The following is a 16680-nucleotide window of genomic DNA, read 5'->3' as shown; positions in this document are numbered from 1 at the left end:
AACATAAATATAATTATAATTATGTAAAAGAGGGGCGCTTATGTTTGTAGTAATGTCTGATTCACATTATGACCGCGATGTGGTTGAATCCATAAAATCAAAATATTTGAATGAAGCAACTGCTATCTTTCATTGCGGAGATTCTGAACTTCCTAGTTCTGATGAAATTTGGCAAGGAATAACTGTTGTTGCTGGGAACTGTGATTATGATAGTGGATATCATGATTTTCTTACTCCAGAAGTTGAAGGAAAAAAGGTATTAATTACACATGGTCATCTTTTTTATGTTGGTTTAGGATTAGACCGTTATTCTTATTTTGCTGAGGAAAAGAACGCAGATATCGCGCTTTTTGGACATATCCATCAACCAGTAGCACAAAAAATTAATAATATACTTTATGTAAATCCAGGATCAGTTGCACAACCTAGAGGGAAGTATGATATCAAAATGTATGCTATAATTGAGATTGAAGGAGAAGAGTTCAAAGTTTCATATCGAAATCTGCAACATGAACCTATCCCAGAACTACAGTTCAGACTCTAAGTCTACAAAGCTCTTTAAGGAGTAATTTGCATGATTGATAAAAAGATTGAGGATTTTATCTTGAATCAAAGTGAAACCTTTATGATTCCTGCCTCAAATGTTGCTGTACTTTATGCTGAGCATAATATTGCTCATGCCAAACTGATGCTTAGTCAGTATAAGTATTCACGAGTTCCAGTTTTAAATGAAAAAAAAGAATACGTTGGTGTTTTGGGTTTAACAGAAATCGTTGAATTTGAAATGGAACAGAATTTCTTTTTTGAAAAATTACATAATACATCAATTTCGGAAATAGTTAATAAAGATGTTCAAACAGTTGGACCATCAGTAACCTTGGAAGAGATGATGCACAAATTAATTAAGGAGCCATTTCTCCCAGTAGTCAAAAGACAGGAATTTATGGGGATTGTTGTTAGGCAAGAAATATTAAAGGCCTTTAGTGCCTTTGCTCACGACTTTACAAAATATTATGAAATTACCAAACGAGATTGACGAGTATTTAGCAAGCAGAAATTTTTCAGAGAATACTCGTTCAAATTACCATTATGATTTAGTTTCTTTGCAGGCTTTCTTTGAAGATAAGTCACTCACAACAGAAAACTTAGAACTTTACAAAATTAAAATTAGTAATCTTTCGCCAGCAGCACAGCGAAGGAAGATTTCGAGTGCAAATCAATATTTGCTTTTCCTGTATCAAAGACAAAAAGTTGACCAGTACTTTAAAATTAAACAAGTCGTTCAAAAAAAATCACAGACTGCTCAAAGTTATCATCCAATGATTAAGGAATTTCCTGAGTTCTATGGTCCTTTGACCTGTCCAGGACAATTTTTAGCCTTATTAATTTTAGAATTTGGTTTAAATTTTGCTGAGATACAAAAATTGAAATGGGAAAATTTTAATTGGAACTTTAAATATCTCACGATTGAAAAAGCCGGAATAAAACGAGTTTTACCAATTAGAGAAAAATTTGCCATAAGAGTTAAAGCCATTAATAATGCTGATGAATTATTCGCAAAATCTCGTCAATTTCTTTATACTGAATTGAAAAAATTTACGAACTATTCTTCCAAAGAAATTAGAGAACAGTATATCTTGCATCAGGTTAAAGCAGGGAAGTCAATTTATGAACTGGCAACTCTACTTGGTTTAACAACTATTACAACGCTTGAAAAATATTATAGATAGGAATTTACACTATTTTTATTATGTAAACTATGATTAAAGAAATCAATATAAAAATTAAAAACTTCGAGGGTCCTCTCGACCTTTTATTGCATTTGGTAAGTCAGTATGAAATGGATATTTTTGAAGTTCCATTGGTACCAGTTATTGAGCAATATCTTATCTATATTCAAACCATGAAAGAACTTGAATTGGAAGTAGCTGGAGAGTACATGTTAATGGCAAGTCAACTGATGTTAATTAAATCAAGAAGACTTTTACCGACAGTTACCGAAACTTTTATTGAAGATACAGAACAACTTGAGTATGATTTATTGGCTCAAATTGATGAATATCGGAAATATAAAATGTTGTCACAAGATTTAGATGAACTTCATCAGGAACGTAGTCATTTTTATTCAAAAGCTAAGACAGAAATTATCACTGATGAAACTGTACTTTTGCAGGATAAATCTGCTTTAGATTTATTTCTAGCTTTTACTAAGATTCTTGAGTTGCAAAGACAACATTTTCAAGACGAGAACACAAAAATAGCAGCTGAGAAATTTACAATCGCTGATAAGATTTTAGAGTTAAGTACTAGATTTACAGAACAAAAAATATGTAAATTTTCAGATTTGTTTTCTAACTCTACTAATAAAGATGAACTCGTCACCACTTTTATGGCTCTTTTAGAATTAATCAAAAATCAACAGATTTCTTTTTCTCAAGGAGAGCTTTTTGGAGAAATTATTTTAGAAAGAAAAGAAACTAGTGAATAAGACAGCAAGTTGTGAACTCTTACTTTTTGTATCTGGCGAAGCTGGTTTAACTTTGGCAGAATTGTCAGCATTGACAGAAATGTCTAAACAAGCTTGTCAGCAACAAATTGATTACTTAAAAGAAAAATATCATTCTGATGAAGAATCTGCTTTGACGATTATTGAAACTGCAGGTAAATATCGTATGGCTACAAAAGAAGAGTTTGCAGAAATTCTTAAAAACTATGCCAAAACTCCTCTTAATCAATCTTTGTCAAAATCAGCTCTTGAAGTTTTATCAATTATTGCTTATAAGCAACCTTTAACTCGACTCGAAATCGATCAGCTCCGCGGAGTGAATTCCTCAGGTGTTCTCTCAACACTTCGTGCTTTTGATTTGGTTGAAAAGGTCGGGCAAGTTGAAGCACCAGGACGTCCAAGTCTTTATGCAACAACTGATTTTTTCTTAGACTATATTGGGATTAATCATTTAGATGAATTACCTGAAATAGATGAGTCAAGATTTATCGCAGAAGAACAAACCTTATTTAACGAAAGTGAAGAAAATGAGAATCAATAAATATTTGGCCCATGCAGGTGTGGCAAGCAGACGTAAAGCAGAAGAACTAATTTTAGCGGGAAAAGTAACGGTAAATAATGTTCCAATGACAAACTTGGGTTATCAAGTTTCAACTGGAGATATCGTTGAAGTTAATGGAGTAGCAGTTTATAACGAAGAACCCGTTTATTATCTTCTAAATAAACCAAGAGGCTATATTTCTTCAGTTAGCGATGACAAAGGACGTCAAACGGTAATGGATTTAATGCCTCAAGTTAAAGAACGGATTTACCCTGTGGGACGTTTGGACTGGGACACAAGCGGTTTGCTTTTGCTTACAAACGACGGTGAGTTTACGAATATGATGACTCACCCACGTCATGGCGTTGATAAGGTCTATGTTGCTAAGGTAGAAGGCCAAGCGAACAAAGAAAACTTGCGTCCTTTAACTTTAGGTATGACTATTGAAGGTAAAAAAGTTAGTCCCGCCCGTTATGAGATTATCAAACAAGAGAAAACAAAAAATCATTCGATTGTTAGTTTAACTATCCATGAAGGACAAAATCATCAAGTTAAAAAAATGTTTGCGGCTGCAGGACTTCCAGTACAAAAATTGAGTCGTATTCAATATGGAACTCTTACATTGGATGGACTTCCAACAGGACAATTTCGTCGTTTGAGTAAAAAAGAAGTTTCTCAATTGATTAATGCAGCCCAAGGAAATTAAGTGATTATTATAAAAGACAATTCTGGTAAAGAGTTGTTTTTTTATTTCTTAAGCAAATCTTATTCTTGATAAGCAAACTATTTTTGTGCTATAATAAAAATATCTTCAGGGCACCGTGTAATTCGGGACCGGCGGTAAATAGGGCTTTGACCTTATGACTCCGCGATTCGCTACGGCGATTGAAGCAGTGAGAATCTGCTAGCGACAGTAAAGTCTGGATGGAAGAAGATGAACAATTTTTGTAGTGTAATCAACTTCGGTTGGATTACTGTTTTTAGCCAAACCAAAAATGTCTATCAACTTCCTCGAAATTTGAAGAATTATTTTCTCATATTTGGAGGTTTTTTTATGTCTAAAACACGTCGGATGGTGTTAATTGCCATGCTTGCTGCATTATCAACAATCTTATTATTGCCGATTTTGCAGTTTCCGCTATTGCCTGGAATTGATTTTATGAAAGTTGAACTCTCAATCATTCCAGTACTTATTGGAGTCTTTACTTTGGGATTGGGTGATGGATTTATAATCCTCTTTATTCGCTCTATCTTATGGTATCTCCTATTTAATCAAGGGCCATCAACTTGGATTGGTGTGCCGATGAACTTCATTGCTTTGGGAATCTTCATGGCAATTGTTTGGTTCTTTACAAAGAAAAAATTCTCAATCAAAAACTATACAGTTGGTGTGGTTTTAGCAGCCATCGCATCAGTTCTTGTGATGATGGTATTGAATGTTTTCTACGCACTCCCTCTCTATCGTTTAGCTGCTGGCTTCGATGTTGATAAGATTTTTGTTGGAGCAACTCATCTTTTTAATATGGGTTCTCTATCAGTTACTTTGAATCCAACTTATCTTTTAACAGTAGTTTTACCTTTTAATGCTTTGCAGTACATCATCTTTGCTCTGGTATTTGGATTGATTGTTGCAGTGTTCAAGAAAAACAAAGTCGTAAAATTTTATAATGCTTAATAAAAAAAGAAATTTCATTGATTTGAAGTTTCTTTTTTTATTTAAATAGTAAATAAGTGGGAATCTCAATTCATATAGTCTGTTTTAAACGCTTTCTTTATGGTATACTAATATTTAGAATATTATAAAATAAAATGGAATAGACTGTATGAAAATTTTTAAAGATTTATGGTGGTTTTTTAAGGCAGAGAGAAAAGGTTATGGCGTTGGTCTATTAGCCCTTTTTATTGTTTCGTTAACTCACTTGATTCCGCCTTTAATTATCGGAAAAATTATTGACCATATTGTTAAGCGTAACCTGACTTTACCCTTAATTTTGAGTTTTTCTGGTATTTTATTGATCACTGCACTCGTTGAATATGGCTTTCGTTTTCTTTGGTCTACAAATATTTGGGGTGAAGCCTTTAAACTGGAAAAAATAATCCGTAGTCGGCTTTTTAGGCATTTTTTAAGAATGGATACCCTTTTTTATCAGAGAAATCGGACTGGCGATTTGATGGCTCATGCGACAAATGACCTACAAGCGATACAGAGTGTTGCTGGACTTGGTGTTTTGACTTGGGCAGATTCTTTAATGACGGGCGGGATGACAATCATTGCTATGCTCTTATTTATCGACTGGCGTTTGACAATTATTGCTGTCCTTCCTTTGCCTTTACTCGCGCTAGTATCTAAAGTTTTAGGGGATAAAATTCATGTAAGTTTTGAACATGCCCAAGAAACCTTCTCTGAAATGAATGATAAAGTCCAAGAATCGATTACAGGAATGAAAGCAATCAAATCTTTTGGTGAAGAAGAACAAGATATGGCTGATTTCCAAGTTAAGTTAGATAATATTGATAAAGCCTTTATCAGGGTCAATTGGATTGACTCAATGTACGATCCTTTAATCACTTTAATTGTTGGTTTATCTTATACTTTAACCATTCTTTTAGGGGGCTACTATGTTGTTCACCATGTTTTAACGATTGGTCAGTTAGTTGCTTTTATGACTTATATCGGAAATTTGGTCTGGCCGATGTTTGCTATTGGTGTTCTTTTTAATGTTATTGAACGTGGAAGAGCTTCATACAGTCGAGTAGAAAAATTATTAGCTCAAAAAGCGGAATCAAAAATTTCTGAAGGTACTTTGAAAATGCCAAAAGAAGGTCAACTCCTTTTTGATATTGAAAGTTTTACTTATCCAAATGAGAATGAAGGGCGCAATCTGGAGAAAGTTCAATTTAATTTAAAAGAAGGTCATGTTTTAGGTTTGGTCGGACGAACAGGTGCAGGAAAATCAACGATTATTAAACTTTTAATGAGAGAGTTTGACCATTACAAAGGACATATTACTTTTGCTGACCATGATATTATGGATTATCAATTAGATGAATATTTGCCAGCGATTGGTTATGTTCCGCAAGAACATTTTCTATTTTCGATGTCTGTCAGAGATAATATTCGCTTTGCTAAGATGTCAGCGAGTCAAGAAGAAGTTGAAATTGCAGCTAAAACAGCTGGAATTCATGATGATATTATTGCTTTTCCTGAAGGTTATGATACTTTGGTTGGCGAGCGTGGCGTTTCACTTTCTGGTGGACAAAAGCAAAGGTTATCTATTGCGAGGGCGCTACTTATTCAGCCTAAATTATTGATTTTAGATGATGCGCTGTCAGCTGTTGATGCCAAGACTGAACAGTTAATTTTGTCAAATTTGAAGGCCTTACGTCATGAAAGTTCAACGTTAGTTGTCAGTCACAGATTGTCATCAGTAATGGAAGCTAATGAAATTCTCGTACTAGATGAAGGAAAAGTGATTGAGCGTGGTTTGCATGAAGATTTGATTAAATCTGGAGGTTGGTATGCTCAAATGTGGCAAATGCAACAGATTGAAAGTCATTTGACAGCGAATGATGAAGATGAGAATTTACTGACAGGTTCGTCAGTAAATCGGGAAGGAGAAGAAAATGGAGAAATCTACTGACAAAATGTCTGTCAGAGAAAGTTGGCAAGTTTTTAAATTTATTTTCAAATTCTTATTACCTTTCAAAAAGTATTTCGTTTGGGCTTTTGTTTTTAGTGTAATTACAACTGCTCTGGCTTCAATTATGCCTTTTGTTTTGTCCGTTTTTATGGATTCTTATTTGACACCTATGAAAGCGACTGACCAGATTATTTTCTATTTTGCAGGTCTTTATTTGATTTTAGCAATAATCAATTCAATTGCTTTCTTTTTCAAATGGAATTATCTGCAAAATGGTTCGATTTTTGTTAATCAATACATTCGTAAGAAAGTTTATCGAAAAATTCATCAGCTAGGCATGCGATATTTTGACCAAAAACCGACGGGTTGGTTAATCACCAGAATCACAAATGACACCGATTTATTTGATTTCTGGCAGACTTTGTTTAATGCATTAACAAGTTTGCTTTCTATTATTATTGCCTTCATTGCTTTGTTTATTATTGACCACCAAATTGCGCTTGTGATGTTGTTGATTCTTCCCCTATTGATTTTGGCAGTATTGATTTATCAAAAAGTGAGTACAAAAGTTTATCAAGCCATGCTTGCTAAGCGTTCAGAATTGAATACGAAATTAAATGAATACATTTCTGGGATGAGAATTATTCAACAATTTCGTCAAGAGAGCAGACTAGGAAATGAATTTGAAAAAACAAATGATGAATATTATGGTTATCGAAAACGAGTGATTCAGATTAATGGGATTTTGTTGAGCCCTTTGGTTAATTTTTTGATGGCCATCTCAATTGTTGTTGTCTTGTTGATGTATTCTAATCGAAGTCTACATGCAGTGGTTGAGGCTGGTTTAATTTATGCTTTCATCAGTAATGTACAAATTTACTTTAATCCTATTTCAGGATTGATGGATTCTTTATCAAACTTTTCAAATGGATTGGTAGCCTCTAGTCGTATCAAGACAATCATGGAAGAAAAAGAATTTGCGCCACAACAAGGAATTTCAACTTCTGTCAGTAAAAATGTTGATGAAAAATTTAATGACAGAAAATCTGTCAGCAATTTTCCAATCATTCAAGAAGGAAAAATTGAATTTCGCAATGTCAGTTTTTCATATGACGGAGAACATCAAGTTTTGAAAAATATCTCATTCATTGTGAATCCTGGAGAAACGCTTGCTTTTGTAGGTCATACAGGTTCGGGAAAATCGAGTATTATTAATGTTTTCATGCGCTTCTATGAATTCACAGAAGGTCAAGTTTTGATTGATGATCAGGACATTAGAAGTTATTCAAAAGAAGAACTTCGGAAAAAAATTGGTTTAGTATTGCAAGATTCCTTTATGTTTGTTGCGTCAGTTACTGACAATATCAAAATGATGAATCCACAGATTACTGACCAAGCAGCCAAAGAAGCGGCTCAATTTGTTCAAGCTGACAAATTCATCAAGGATTTGGAAAATAGTTACGAAACCAAAGTAATTGAAGGTGGAGCTGCCTTCTCGGCCGGTGAACGTCAATTAATTAACTTTGCTCGAACGATTGTGCGTAATCCAAAAATTCTCTTATTAGATGAAGCAACAGCCAATATTGATACTGAAACTGAAGCGCTTATTCAAGAAGGTCTGACAAATATGCGGCAAAATCGAACGACAATGGCAATTGCTCACCGTTTATCAACAATTAAAGATGCTGACCAAATTTTAGTCCTGAACAAGGGAGAAATTATTGAGCGAGGAAATCATGACCAACTTTTAGAGCTTAATGGTTATTATGCAGACATGTATCGAATTCAAACTTTACAAAAAGAGCTATGAAAAACCACTGCTAGCAGTGGTTTTTTGTTTATCAGTTTTTCTGATAAAAAATATTGACAAAAAATAAAATAAGCGATATAATATAAGAAAGATTGATAAAGAATCGGGAAGGGAGAGTTTATGAATTTTGGTCAGAACTTAAAAAAATTAAGAAAAAATGCAAAATTGACACAGAGTCAATTAGCAGAAAAGCTAGGAATGAAGCAAAATGCTTATGTACTTTGGGAACAAAAATCAACCAACCCAACGTTAGAATTACTAGAAAAACTAGCAGATATCTATGATTTACCTATTCAAGAATTAATCAAAGAAACTGATAATAATGCAGAAAAACAATTAATCGATAATTATCGTTCACTGACAGGAGAACAACAAGAATCAGTTATTAATTTTACGGATTTTCTCATTGAACAAAATAAAACAGAGCTTATTAATTTGAAAACCTACAGACGTTCTTCTTTAGATTATGCCATTGTTGAAGATGAAGAATTATCGGCAGGTTTTGGTCAATCTCAAAGCAATACAGGAGGCCACTACAAAGCTTACACGTCTGAAACTCTTGGGCGATATGATGGTGCAGCCAGAGTAAAAGGGGAATCGATGGAACCTGAATTCCCTAATTTTTCTATTGCAACATTCTTACACACTGGTTTTGGTCGGAGTGGTGATATTTACGCCATTGCTGAAGGAGATTTGGGCGAAGAACGTTTGTATATCAAACAAGTATTTGAAGAAGATGGACAGTTTAGAATTCATTCACTCAATCCAGATCCACAATACAAGGATTTTTATCTAGGACAGGAAGATAATTTCCGAATTATTGGACCAGTAGTTGATAATTTTGAAGAAATTGAAGAATCACAGATTATAGATTAAAATGAGGGCTTAAAAATGAATTGGATAAGAGAAATTTTACCAATACTGGGAATTGGATCATTTTTTGCAATTGCTTATGAATTAGTTTTATGGCTTTCACAGAAATTGATAGAAAATGATAGCAAAGAAAAAAGAAAAAAAGAAAAAAAGATTGTTAACGTCAAATTTTTTCATCTTTCAAAAAACCAAAAGAACATTGCATGAACTAAAATAAAAAAGAAAAAAGAATAAGTTTAGTCTTGCAATTTCAGAAAAACTTTGATATACTTATTTATGGTTCTAAAAGAACTGACCGAAGACAGTAGGGGACAAAAGTCATAAACTTCCTACCGAGGACAAATATCAAAATGATAATTGAACTCTCTATGTCTTTTGTGTGTAGAGATTTTTTATTTCTACAACCAAAATAAAATGGAGGTAAAAAAATGAGCGATTACAAAGTAAATGAAGCAACAATTGCTAAGAAAGCAGAATTGGTTGATGTTTACGCACAAAAAATGACTGAAGCAGCATCTATCGTTGTTGCAGATTCACGTGGTTTGTCAGTTGATCAAGATACTCAACTTCGTAAACAACTTCGTGAAGCAGGCGTTGAATTCAAAGTCGTTAAAAACTCAGTTTTGCGTCGTGCAGCTGAAAAAGCTGGTCTTGAAGGTTTGTCAGAAGCATTCTCTGGCCCATCAGCAGTAGCATTTTCTAACGAAGATGTTGTAGCACCAGCAAAAGTTTTGGCTGACTTTGCAAAAGATGCTGAAAATCTTGAAATCAAAGCTGGTGTTATCGAAGGTAAAGTTTCTTCTAAAGAAGAAATCCAAGCTATTGCGTCTCTTCCAAGCCGCGATGGACTTCTTTCTATGCTTCTTTCAGTGCTTCAAGCACCTGTCCGCAATGTGGCTCTTGCAGTCAAAGCTGTTGCAGAAAAAGAAGAATCAGCTGCTTAATTATAAGCAACATTACTTATATCGGCGGATTTACGCAACAAACTAAAAAATTAATAGGAGAATATTAAAATGGCATTGAACATTGAAAACATCGTTGCTGAACTTGAAAACGCAACAATCCTTGAACTTTCTGAACTTGTAAAAGCAATCGAAGAAAAATTTGACGTAACAGCAGCAGCTCCAGTTGCAGCAGCAGCAGGTGCTGGTGATGCAGCAGCAGCTAAAGATTCATTCGACGTTGAATTGACATCAGCTGGCGACAAAAAAGTTGCAGTAATCAAAGAAGTACGTGGAATCACTGGTCTTGGACTTAAAGAAGCTAAAGAACTCGTTGATGGTGCACCAACAATGATCAAAGAAGGTCTTTCTGAATCAGAAGCTAACGAAGTTAAAGAAAAACTTGAAGCAGCTGGTGCTTCAATCACACTTAAATAAGAATTTTATTCTTGTTTAAAAAGAAAATTGAATATTATCGATTTTCTATTAAAAATACTACCAAGTCTTTTCTTGGTAGTATTTTTTTTGCTATCTATGAGTCTCAAATTTTCAAAATACTTCTTCAAATAGAGCAATAAGTTTAACTGGCCCAATACCAGCAGGAATAATCGTATATGGTTCAAAAATTGTTTGTTCAGTTGAATCGACGATACTTGTCCAACCGGCAAACTCGTAGCCACGCAACTCGGGTTTTAGATAGGGAATGAAATTTTTTTCAACTGTTCGTACATCTGAGGGGTGGGTCCAAGAGAGTTCGACCTTGTTTATTGTACGAGAAGAATAGCGAATTTCGTATTCTAAAGGTGTCCACTGGGCATATAAATCATATTCTTTACCAACATTTTGAAGGTAATCACCTGCAGTCCAAAGGAAATCGGGGCTTATTCCTGTTTTGTGTAAGGCAGAATTTGCACCAGCATAGAGTGCAGCTTGCTCGCGGGAGATATTATGCGGGATCACATAATGACTATCGCGAACAATTTTCCAACCTTCAAAGTGGTAACCAGGCAGAGTGAGCGAAAAATCAGCAATTTCATGTTCTGTTTGACTAACGTTTGAACTAATTGTCAATCCGACTTGTCGCTTATTTTCAAAAATAGGCTGATAATCTTGTCTATTTTCAAACTTGACAGATGGACTAGTGCCACTATTTTTAATAAAGTTTTTCATTTTATCAGTGATGTTAAAATAATAGTTAAAAGTTGTTGATTGCTTGTTTGGATTCATAGGAGACTCCTTTCTCATCATTCAAAAATTAAAAAGTAAAACTACAATTTATAATTATAATCTTATTTTATAATATTTTTATTATAAACGATAATGATTTGTGTATCTTTAATGTTAAGAGCTTACTGTTAATTTCAATAATTGTTTAGAGATTAAAGAATATCTTGTCTTTTCAGACTTAAAAATAAATCAAAATTCACAAAATTTCAATTGAATATATTTTAAAGAAAGAGAATTTCTCTTTTTTTTTTTTTTTGACAATGACTGTCTACAAAAGATGAATAAAGTGCTAATGAAAATCTATTTTGTCAGATTTAATCAATAATTGTCAGCTAATAATTACAAAATTAATTGATTTATGTATTTTATTAATAGATTAATAGGCTAATAAATTCCAAATTTAATCTTATTCCATGCAATATATTTGCTCTTGAAACCAATATCTATTAGAATAGAAGTGAAGTAGGTAATAAACTACAACAGGAATAATTTTAGATGAAGCAAAAAGTATATTTATAAAAATAGATGGTGAGGTAGAGATGAAAAAGTTACTCTTTATATTTGGGACTAGGCCAGAATTTATTAAAGTTTATCCAGTAATCCAAGAGGCGAAAAGGCAAGGCAATCCAATTGTTCTGGTTAACACAGGGCAGCACAAAGAAATGCTCAATGAACTTTTAGATGAATTTTCTGTGGAAGTTGATTACGATTTAAAAATCATGGAAAAATATTCTGGTTTATCAGAAATTGTGGCAGGATCAATTAGCGGTCTTGACCCAATTATTAAAAAGGAACAACCAGATGTCATCTTAGTTCATGGTGATACTGCAGCTACTTTGGCTGGAAGTTTGGTTGCTTATTTTAATCAGATAAAGTTGGCACATATTGAAGCAGGCTTGCGAACTTACAATAAATTTTCACCATTTCCTGAAGAAATGAATCGTCAAATTGTTGGTTTAATGGCTGATTATCATTTTACACCAACGGAAATGACGAAAGAAAATCTTTTAAAAGAAGGTAAGCCCAAAAAACAGGTTTTTGTAGTTGGAAACAGTGCTATAGATATGTTTCAGTATACTTTAAAGGATGATTATACAAATGAAGCTTTATCATGGCAAGCTGATAAGAAAATGATTTTAGTGACGGCTCACCGTCGTGAAAATTTGAGTGATTTAGAAGAAATTTTTGATGGAATTGCAGAGATCGCTGATGAATTTAAAGAAACACATAAAATCATTTATCCAATTCATATGAATCCAATCATTCGTGAAAAAGCGCAAAAATTACTGGAACATAGTAATATTAAAATCATTGACCCGCTGGATACAATTAACTTTCATAATGTGATGCGTCATGCCGAGTTGATTTTAACTGACTCTGGTGGAATTCAAGAAGAAGCGGCTTTCTTAGGGATTCCAGTGCTTGTTTTACGTGATACAACTGAAAGACCCGAGGGTGTACTGGCTGGTACTTTAAAACTTGTGGGGACTTCAAAAGAAAATATTGTTAATGAGACTCGGACTTTACTGACAGACAAGACTAAATATGAAAGGATGTCAGGAAGTAAGAATCCTTATGGTGACGGAACAACTTCCTTGCAGATTGTTAATATTCTAAATGAAAAATAAAAAAATTAATTTAAAGTCTTTCCAGTCTGTCTGTCTCATTTTTATCTTCCTTTTTAATTTTGAGTTTATTTTCCGCTTATCAAATTTTACTTCTAGAGAAAAATTCTTTACCATTTTCTTTTTTGTGGCTCCTTTGATGCTTAGCTCATTTTTTATCATTACGGATAGCGAAAAAATTCCGAATTCAGTTAGAAATTTGAGTATTCTCGGTGTCTTTGGTTTCCTGATGTATGGTTCCAATCGCTTAATCGTTTCCTTGACTTACCTTATAGGTGGGGAACATGCTGTTCCACAGTTATTTCCCTTCCGATTTTTGATTGCTATCTTCATTTTACTTTGTTGTGCTTTAGCTTATTATGTTTCAACAAAGAAGAGGTTAATTTATAAATTAGCAACATTGATTGCTTCTTTGTGGTTCGTTACATTGCCAATTATAACGATTCAATTCATTATTAAATTCTTGGTTGAACATCAAGGGTTTGATTTCTCGCTTGTCAGTAATATGGATATCAGGTATCTGATTGTACCATTTATGCCAATCATGTATTTGAGTTTTTGTAAATTTAGTGGGATTGATGCCAAACAATTAGGAAAGAATATCAAATATACGGTTTATGTGCTCTTAGTTGTCTACATCGTTGCATTAATCGTTTATTCAGGAACTCAAGTAAATATTACCTTTAATTTTGCTCAAGAAGGTTTCTTTAATAGCATTGAGCTTAACTATAATGTCTTTTTGGCACATTGGATAGAAGGATTGACTGTATTTTCTCAATTCGTCCTACCAATTATTGCTTTTGCTTTAGTTATTGGATATAAGGGAGAAAAATCAAAGAAAAAGATACTGTCATTAAAACCAATTTATGTATTAATACTGGTTGCTCTGGGAGTTTATGCTTATCTTTTCCTTCTTAATCCACCAACTAATTTTATTCATTTTAATAACAAAATTTTCAATAGTTATTTTGCGCTACAAATTTTTGAAGTTGTTGTGATTATGCTTTTGACAATCTATACAGGTTTGAAAAAATTTATCAGACCAAGAACGAAGATATTGCTATATATTGGTTCAAGCTTGCCTTTCCTCTATTTATATATTGTAAGATATCATTATTGGAAACAAAGTTATTTGGTTTTTGATATTTTTGACCGTATCAATTATATTTTCTTTATTTTTTCAGTTTTCGTATTTCTTTACTATACGGTAGAAGTCGTTATTTTGTGGTATTCATATAATAAAAGACAAAAGATAACAGCATTAGATTTCAAAGATGAGAAAATAAAAAAACAATTTCATATTTATGTTTTGATTCCGTGTTTGAATGAAGAATTGGTTATTCAAACAACTTTGAAAAGTATTTTGAAAAATAATTATGAGAATTTGGTAGTAACTGTTATTGATGATGCAAGTGATGATCGGAGCTTAGAAAAAATTTCTGAAATTCAAGATTCTCGATTGAATGTTCTAAGACGTATTAAACCTAATGCGCAAAAAGGAAAAGGGACGGCTTTGAATTGGGCTTATTATCAAATTAGTGAGCAAATTCAAGAAGCTGGAATTGCTCCGGAGGATGTTCTTATTGCGATAATTGATGCCGATACAAAACTTGATAACAATTATTTTGAAAAAGTAAATATGGTTTTCAATCATGATGCTAAGCTTAATGGTTTGCAATCCAAGGTTCGTGTTGCCAATTTGCTTAAAGATGCTTCACAAGACTTGGAATTTTCTGAAATTATCAATGCGACACAGATGTTTCGGACTTTGACCAATACAGTTGCTTTTGGTGGAAATGGACAGTTCTGTAAATTAAGTACTCTTCAGGCATTGAATGAAGACCCTTGGACAGATTCTCTTGTGGAAGATTTTGATTTATCAACCCGTCTGTTTCTGTCAGATATTGAAGTTAAAAATGCTCAATTTGATGATATTTACATTGAACAAACAGGGATTATCAATGATAATGAAGCTTTGGTTAAACAACGAGTGCGATGGGCGCAGGGAAATATCCAATCTTCAAAATATATTTTACCGACGATTCGGTCAAAAAAATTGCAGAATAAACAGAAGTTTGAATTATTGATGACCCTACTGAAACCTTGGTTAATGGGGATTGAATATATCATTGTAATTTATACACTGATTATGATTGTTAATTCTGCTATCCTATCAGGGATTACTCAATCACTTAAAATTGTTGTTGTGCTTTTTATCGTGATGTCAATTTATATTATCTTTGTGAATTTTGTATGGGCTATTCTTTATAACAAAGGAAAATCTCAAGAAAAAACAAGGGTGTGGGATGTAGTGAAAGATACGGTTAATCTGACGAAATTTCTACTTATTTTAACTCAAATTTATCCACAGTCAGCCATTCGATATTTCAACTCTAAAAATGATTGGGTAAAAACTAATCGTCAAGAAGAAAGTGTTGACCCTCATATTGATGAGTATAAAAAATAAGAAAAACCTGCCTTTTGGGCTAGGTTTTTTCTTTTGTATATTTGCGAAATTAGTTTTTTTAGTTTAAATATGTTAAAGTAGTTGTAGTTTTAAAAATAAATCAATAACACAATGGGTACTGGTAAAAACTAAAATTACCGGTTGAGAAAGACCATCAGACTTGAACAGGTTAAGACCTGCGTAAGAATGTGTCCGAGTTTTAATTGTATTTTCTTTATGAAAATCTTTTAGCTTACTTTCTTATCATACTAGAGCCCTCCTTGTGTCTATAAAGGAGTTTTTTGATGTCAATTTTAGAAAAGATTCAAGAAAAACAACCACTTATCTTAAATTTAGCGAATTTTGTAACTCCACAAAGAGTTGCGGATGCGATTAGTTTTGCTGGTGGTTCACCATTAATGACTGCGGAAATTTCAGAAAGTGAAACTTTAGTTGAAATTGCAGATGCTGTAGTGGTTAATATTGGAACCATTTCAGAAAAGGATTATCCGCTTTTTTTGACTATTTGTCAGTTAGCAAATCAAAAGCACAAACCTTTAATTTTGGACCCAGTTGCTATCAATGTCCCTTTTAGAGCAAATTTTGTCAAAAGATTAATGCAAGAGGTAAAATTTGATATCATTCGTGGGAATTCAGCGGAAATTGCTTGGTTTGCTGATAAAGAAAGCTTGAACAAAGGAATTGATGCACTTGAGTCAAATTTAGAAGTTGAGCACGCGCGAGTTGCTGCTCAAAAAACAGGGGCAGTCATTATTCAAACTGGAAAAGTTGATGTTATTTCTAATGGGTTTGAGGAACTATTTGTTGAAACTGATAGTCCACTTTTTAAAATTAATGTTGGCTGTGGGGATATGTTGTCAGCAATTGTTGGAACTTTTGCGGCTGTATCTGATGATTTATTTAAGGCGGCTTATGAAGCGACAGAATTCTTCGGTGAATCTGGTGTGAAAGCTACTGAGCAAGTAGAAAATCTACCAGGAAATTTTGTGAATCGTCTTCTTGATAAAATTTATCAAGCGACGCAAGAGGTTATATAAGGGAGAAAAAGA

Annotated in this window: 17 protein-coding genes, 2 riboswitches and 1 other annotated feature; of the genes, 16 read left to right on the top strand and 1 reads right to left on the bottom strand. The window is 33.3% G+C overall.

The window, feature by feature from the left end; translation table 11 throughout:
• Positions 1-40 precede the first annotated feature (40 nt).
• From HFD15_RS09610 to rplL, 13 genes are all read left to right on the top strand, one after another.
• On the top strand, positions 41-544 hold the full coding sequence (locus tag HFD15_RS09610; protein WP_058208819.1) for a metallophosphoesterase: 504 nt from the start codon (positions 41-43) through the stop codon (positions 542-544).
• 30 nt (positions 545-574) lie between these two features.
• Positions 575-1036: a cyclic-di-AMP-binding protein CbpB gene (gene cbpB / locus HFD15_RS09605; protein WP_010905865.1), complete on the top strand. Its 462-nt coding sequence runs from the start codon at positions 575-577 to the stop codon at positions 1034-1036.
• Positions 1014-1730 carry a site-specific tyrosine recombinase XerD gene (xerD, locus tag HFD15_RS09600; protein ID WP_058208818.1) on the top strand — a complete coding sequence of 239 codons (717 nt, stop codon included), beginning with the start codon at positions 1014-1016 and terminating at the stop codon, positions 1728-1730. The genes cbpB and xerD overlap by 23 nt, the downstream gene beginning before the upstream one ends.
• A gap of 29 nt (positions 1731-1759) precedes the next feature.
• Positions 1760-2488, top strand: a complete 729-nt coding sequence (locus HFD15_RS09595) for a segregation/condensation protein A (protein ID WP_029343969.1) — start codon at positions 1760-1762, stop codon at positions 2486-2488.
• A complete protein-coding gene (gene scpB, locus HFD15_RS09590) occupies positions 2481-3047 on the top strand; it encodes an SMC-Scp complex subunit ScpB (RefSeq protein ID WP_003130201.1) in 567 nt (188 codons plus the stop codon). The genes HFD15_RS09595 and scpB overlap by 8 nt, the downstream gene beginning before the upstream one ends.
• Positions 3034-3753: a pseudouridine synthase gene (locus tag HFD15_RS09585; protein ID WP_003130202.1), complete on the top strand. Its 720-nt coding sequence runs from the start codon at positions 3034-3036 to the stop codon at positions 3751-3753. The genes scpB and HFD15_RS09585 overlap by 14 nt, the downstream gene beginning before the upstream one ends.
• 97 nt (positions 3754-3850) lie before the next feature.
• Positions 3851-3987, top strand: a riboswitch (FMN riboswitch).
• Between the two features lie 114 nt (positions 3988-4101).
• Positions 4102-4722, top strand: coding sequence for an ECF transporter S component (locus HFD15_RS09580; protein ID WP_003130203.1), 621 nt, complete (start codon positions 4102-4104; stop codon positions 4720-4722).
• Between the two features lie 148 nt (positions 4723-4870).
• Complete coding sequence (locus HFD15_RS09575; protein ID WP_023189208.1) at positions 4871-6688, top strand: ABC transporter ATP-binding protein; 1818 nt, start codon at positions 4871-4873, stop codon at positions 6686-6688.
• Positions 6672-8498, top strand: coding sequence for an ABC transporter ATP-binding protein (locus HFD15_RS09570; RefSeq protein ID WP_167593601.1), 1827 nt, complete (start codon positions 6672-6674; stop codon positions 8496-8498). The genes HFD15_RS09575 and HFD15_RS09570 overlap by 17 nt, the downstream gene beginning before the upstream one ends.
• Before the next feature lie 120 nt (positions 8499-8618).
• Complete coding sequence (locus HFD15_RS09565) at positions 8619-9374, top strand: helix-turn-helix transcriptional regulator (RefSeq protein ID WP_058208816.1); 756 nt, start codon at positions 8619-8621, stop codon at positions 9372-9374.
• 15 nt (positions 9375-9389) lie between these two features.
• Positions 9390-9578: a hypothetical protein gene (locus HFD15_RS09560; RefSeq protein WP_058208815.1), complete on the top strand. Its 189-nt coding sequence runs from the start codon at positions 9390-9392 to the stop codon at positions 9576-9578.
• Between the two features lie 70 nt (positions 9579-9648).
• Positions 9649-9774: a sequence feature (ribosomal protein L10 leader region), on the top strand.
• Positions 9775-9799: 25 nt separating this feature from the next.
• Positions 9800-10315, top strand: coding sequence for a 50S ribosomal protein L10 (gene rplJ, locus HFD15_RS09555; protein WP_003130213.1), 516 nt, complete (start codon positions 9800-9802; stop codon positions 10313-10315).
• A 69-nt stretch (positions 10316-10384) separates the two neighbouring features.
• A complete protein-coding gene (rplL, locus tag HFD15_RS09550) occupies positions 10385-10750 on the top strand; it encodes a 50S ribosomal protein L7/L12 (RefSeq protein WP_003130214.1) in 366 nt (121 codons plus the stop codon).
• Positions 10751-10861: 111 nt separating this feature from the next.
• On the opposite strand, the gene HFD15_RS09545 is transcribed toward rplL, so the two are convergent.
• Positions 10862-11539 (bottom strand): hypothetical protein, encoded by a 678-nt coding sequence (locus HFD15_RS09545; protein WP_235586278.1) that lies wholly within the window; start codon positions 11537-11539, stop codon positions 10862-10864.
• 539 nt (positions 11540-12078) lie between these two features.
• Here HFD15_RS09545 and wecB point away from each other — a divergent pair.
• The 3 genes from wecB to thiM all read left to right on the top strand — a co-directional run bounded on the left by wecB (position 12079) and on the right by thiM (position 16668).
• Entirely contained in the window at positions 12079-13167 is a 1089-nt protein-coding gene (gene wecB, locus HFD15_RS09540) for a non-hydrolyzing UDP-N-acetylglucosamine 2-epimerase (protein ID WP_021722875.1), read from the top strand.
• Complete coding sequence (locus HFD15_RS09535) at positions 13157-15631, top strand: glycosyltransferase (RefSeq protein WP_167593602.1); 2475 nt, start codon at positions 13157-13159, stop codon at positions 15629-15631. Before wecB ends, HFD15_RS09535 begins: the two co-directional genes overlap by 11 nt.
• A 101-nt stretch (positions 15632-15732) precedes the next feature.
• Positions 15733-15835: riboswitch (TPP riboswitch) on the top strand.
• An 80-nt stretch (positions 15836-15915) separates the two neighbouring features.
• Positions 15916-16668: a hydroxyethylthiazole kinase gene (gene thiM / locus HFD15_RS09530; protein WP_058208360.1), complete on the top strand. Its 753-nt coding sequence runs from the start codon at positions 15916-15918 to the stop codon at positions 16666-16668.
• The last annotated feature ends 12 nt before the right edge of the window (positions 16669-16680 follow it).

This window comes from Lactococcus sp. EKM203L, from assembly GCF_011800585.1.
GTDB classification, from domain to species: Bacteria; Bacillota; Bacilli; order Lactobacillales; family Streptococcaceae; genus Lactococcus; species Lactococcus lactis.
This window is presented reverse-complemented; position numbering and strand designations above follow the sequence as displayed.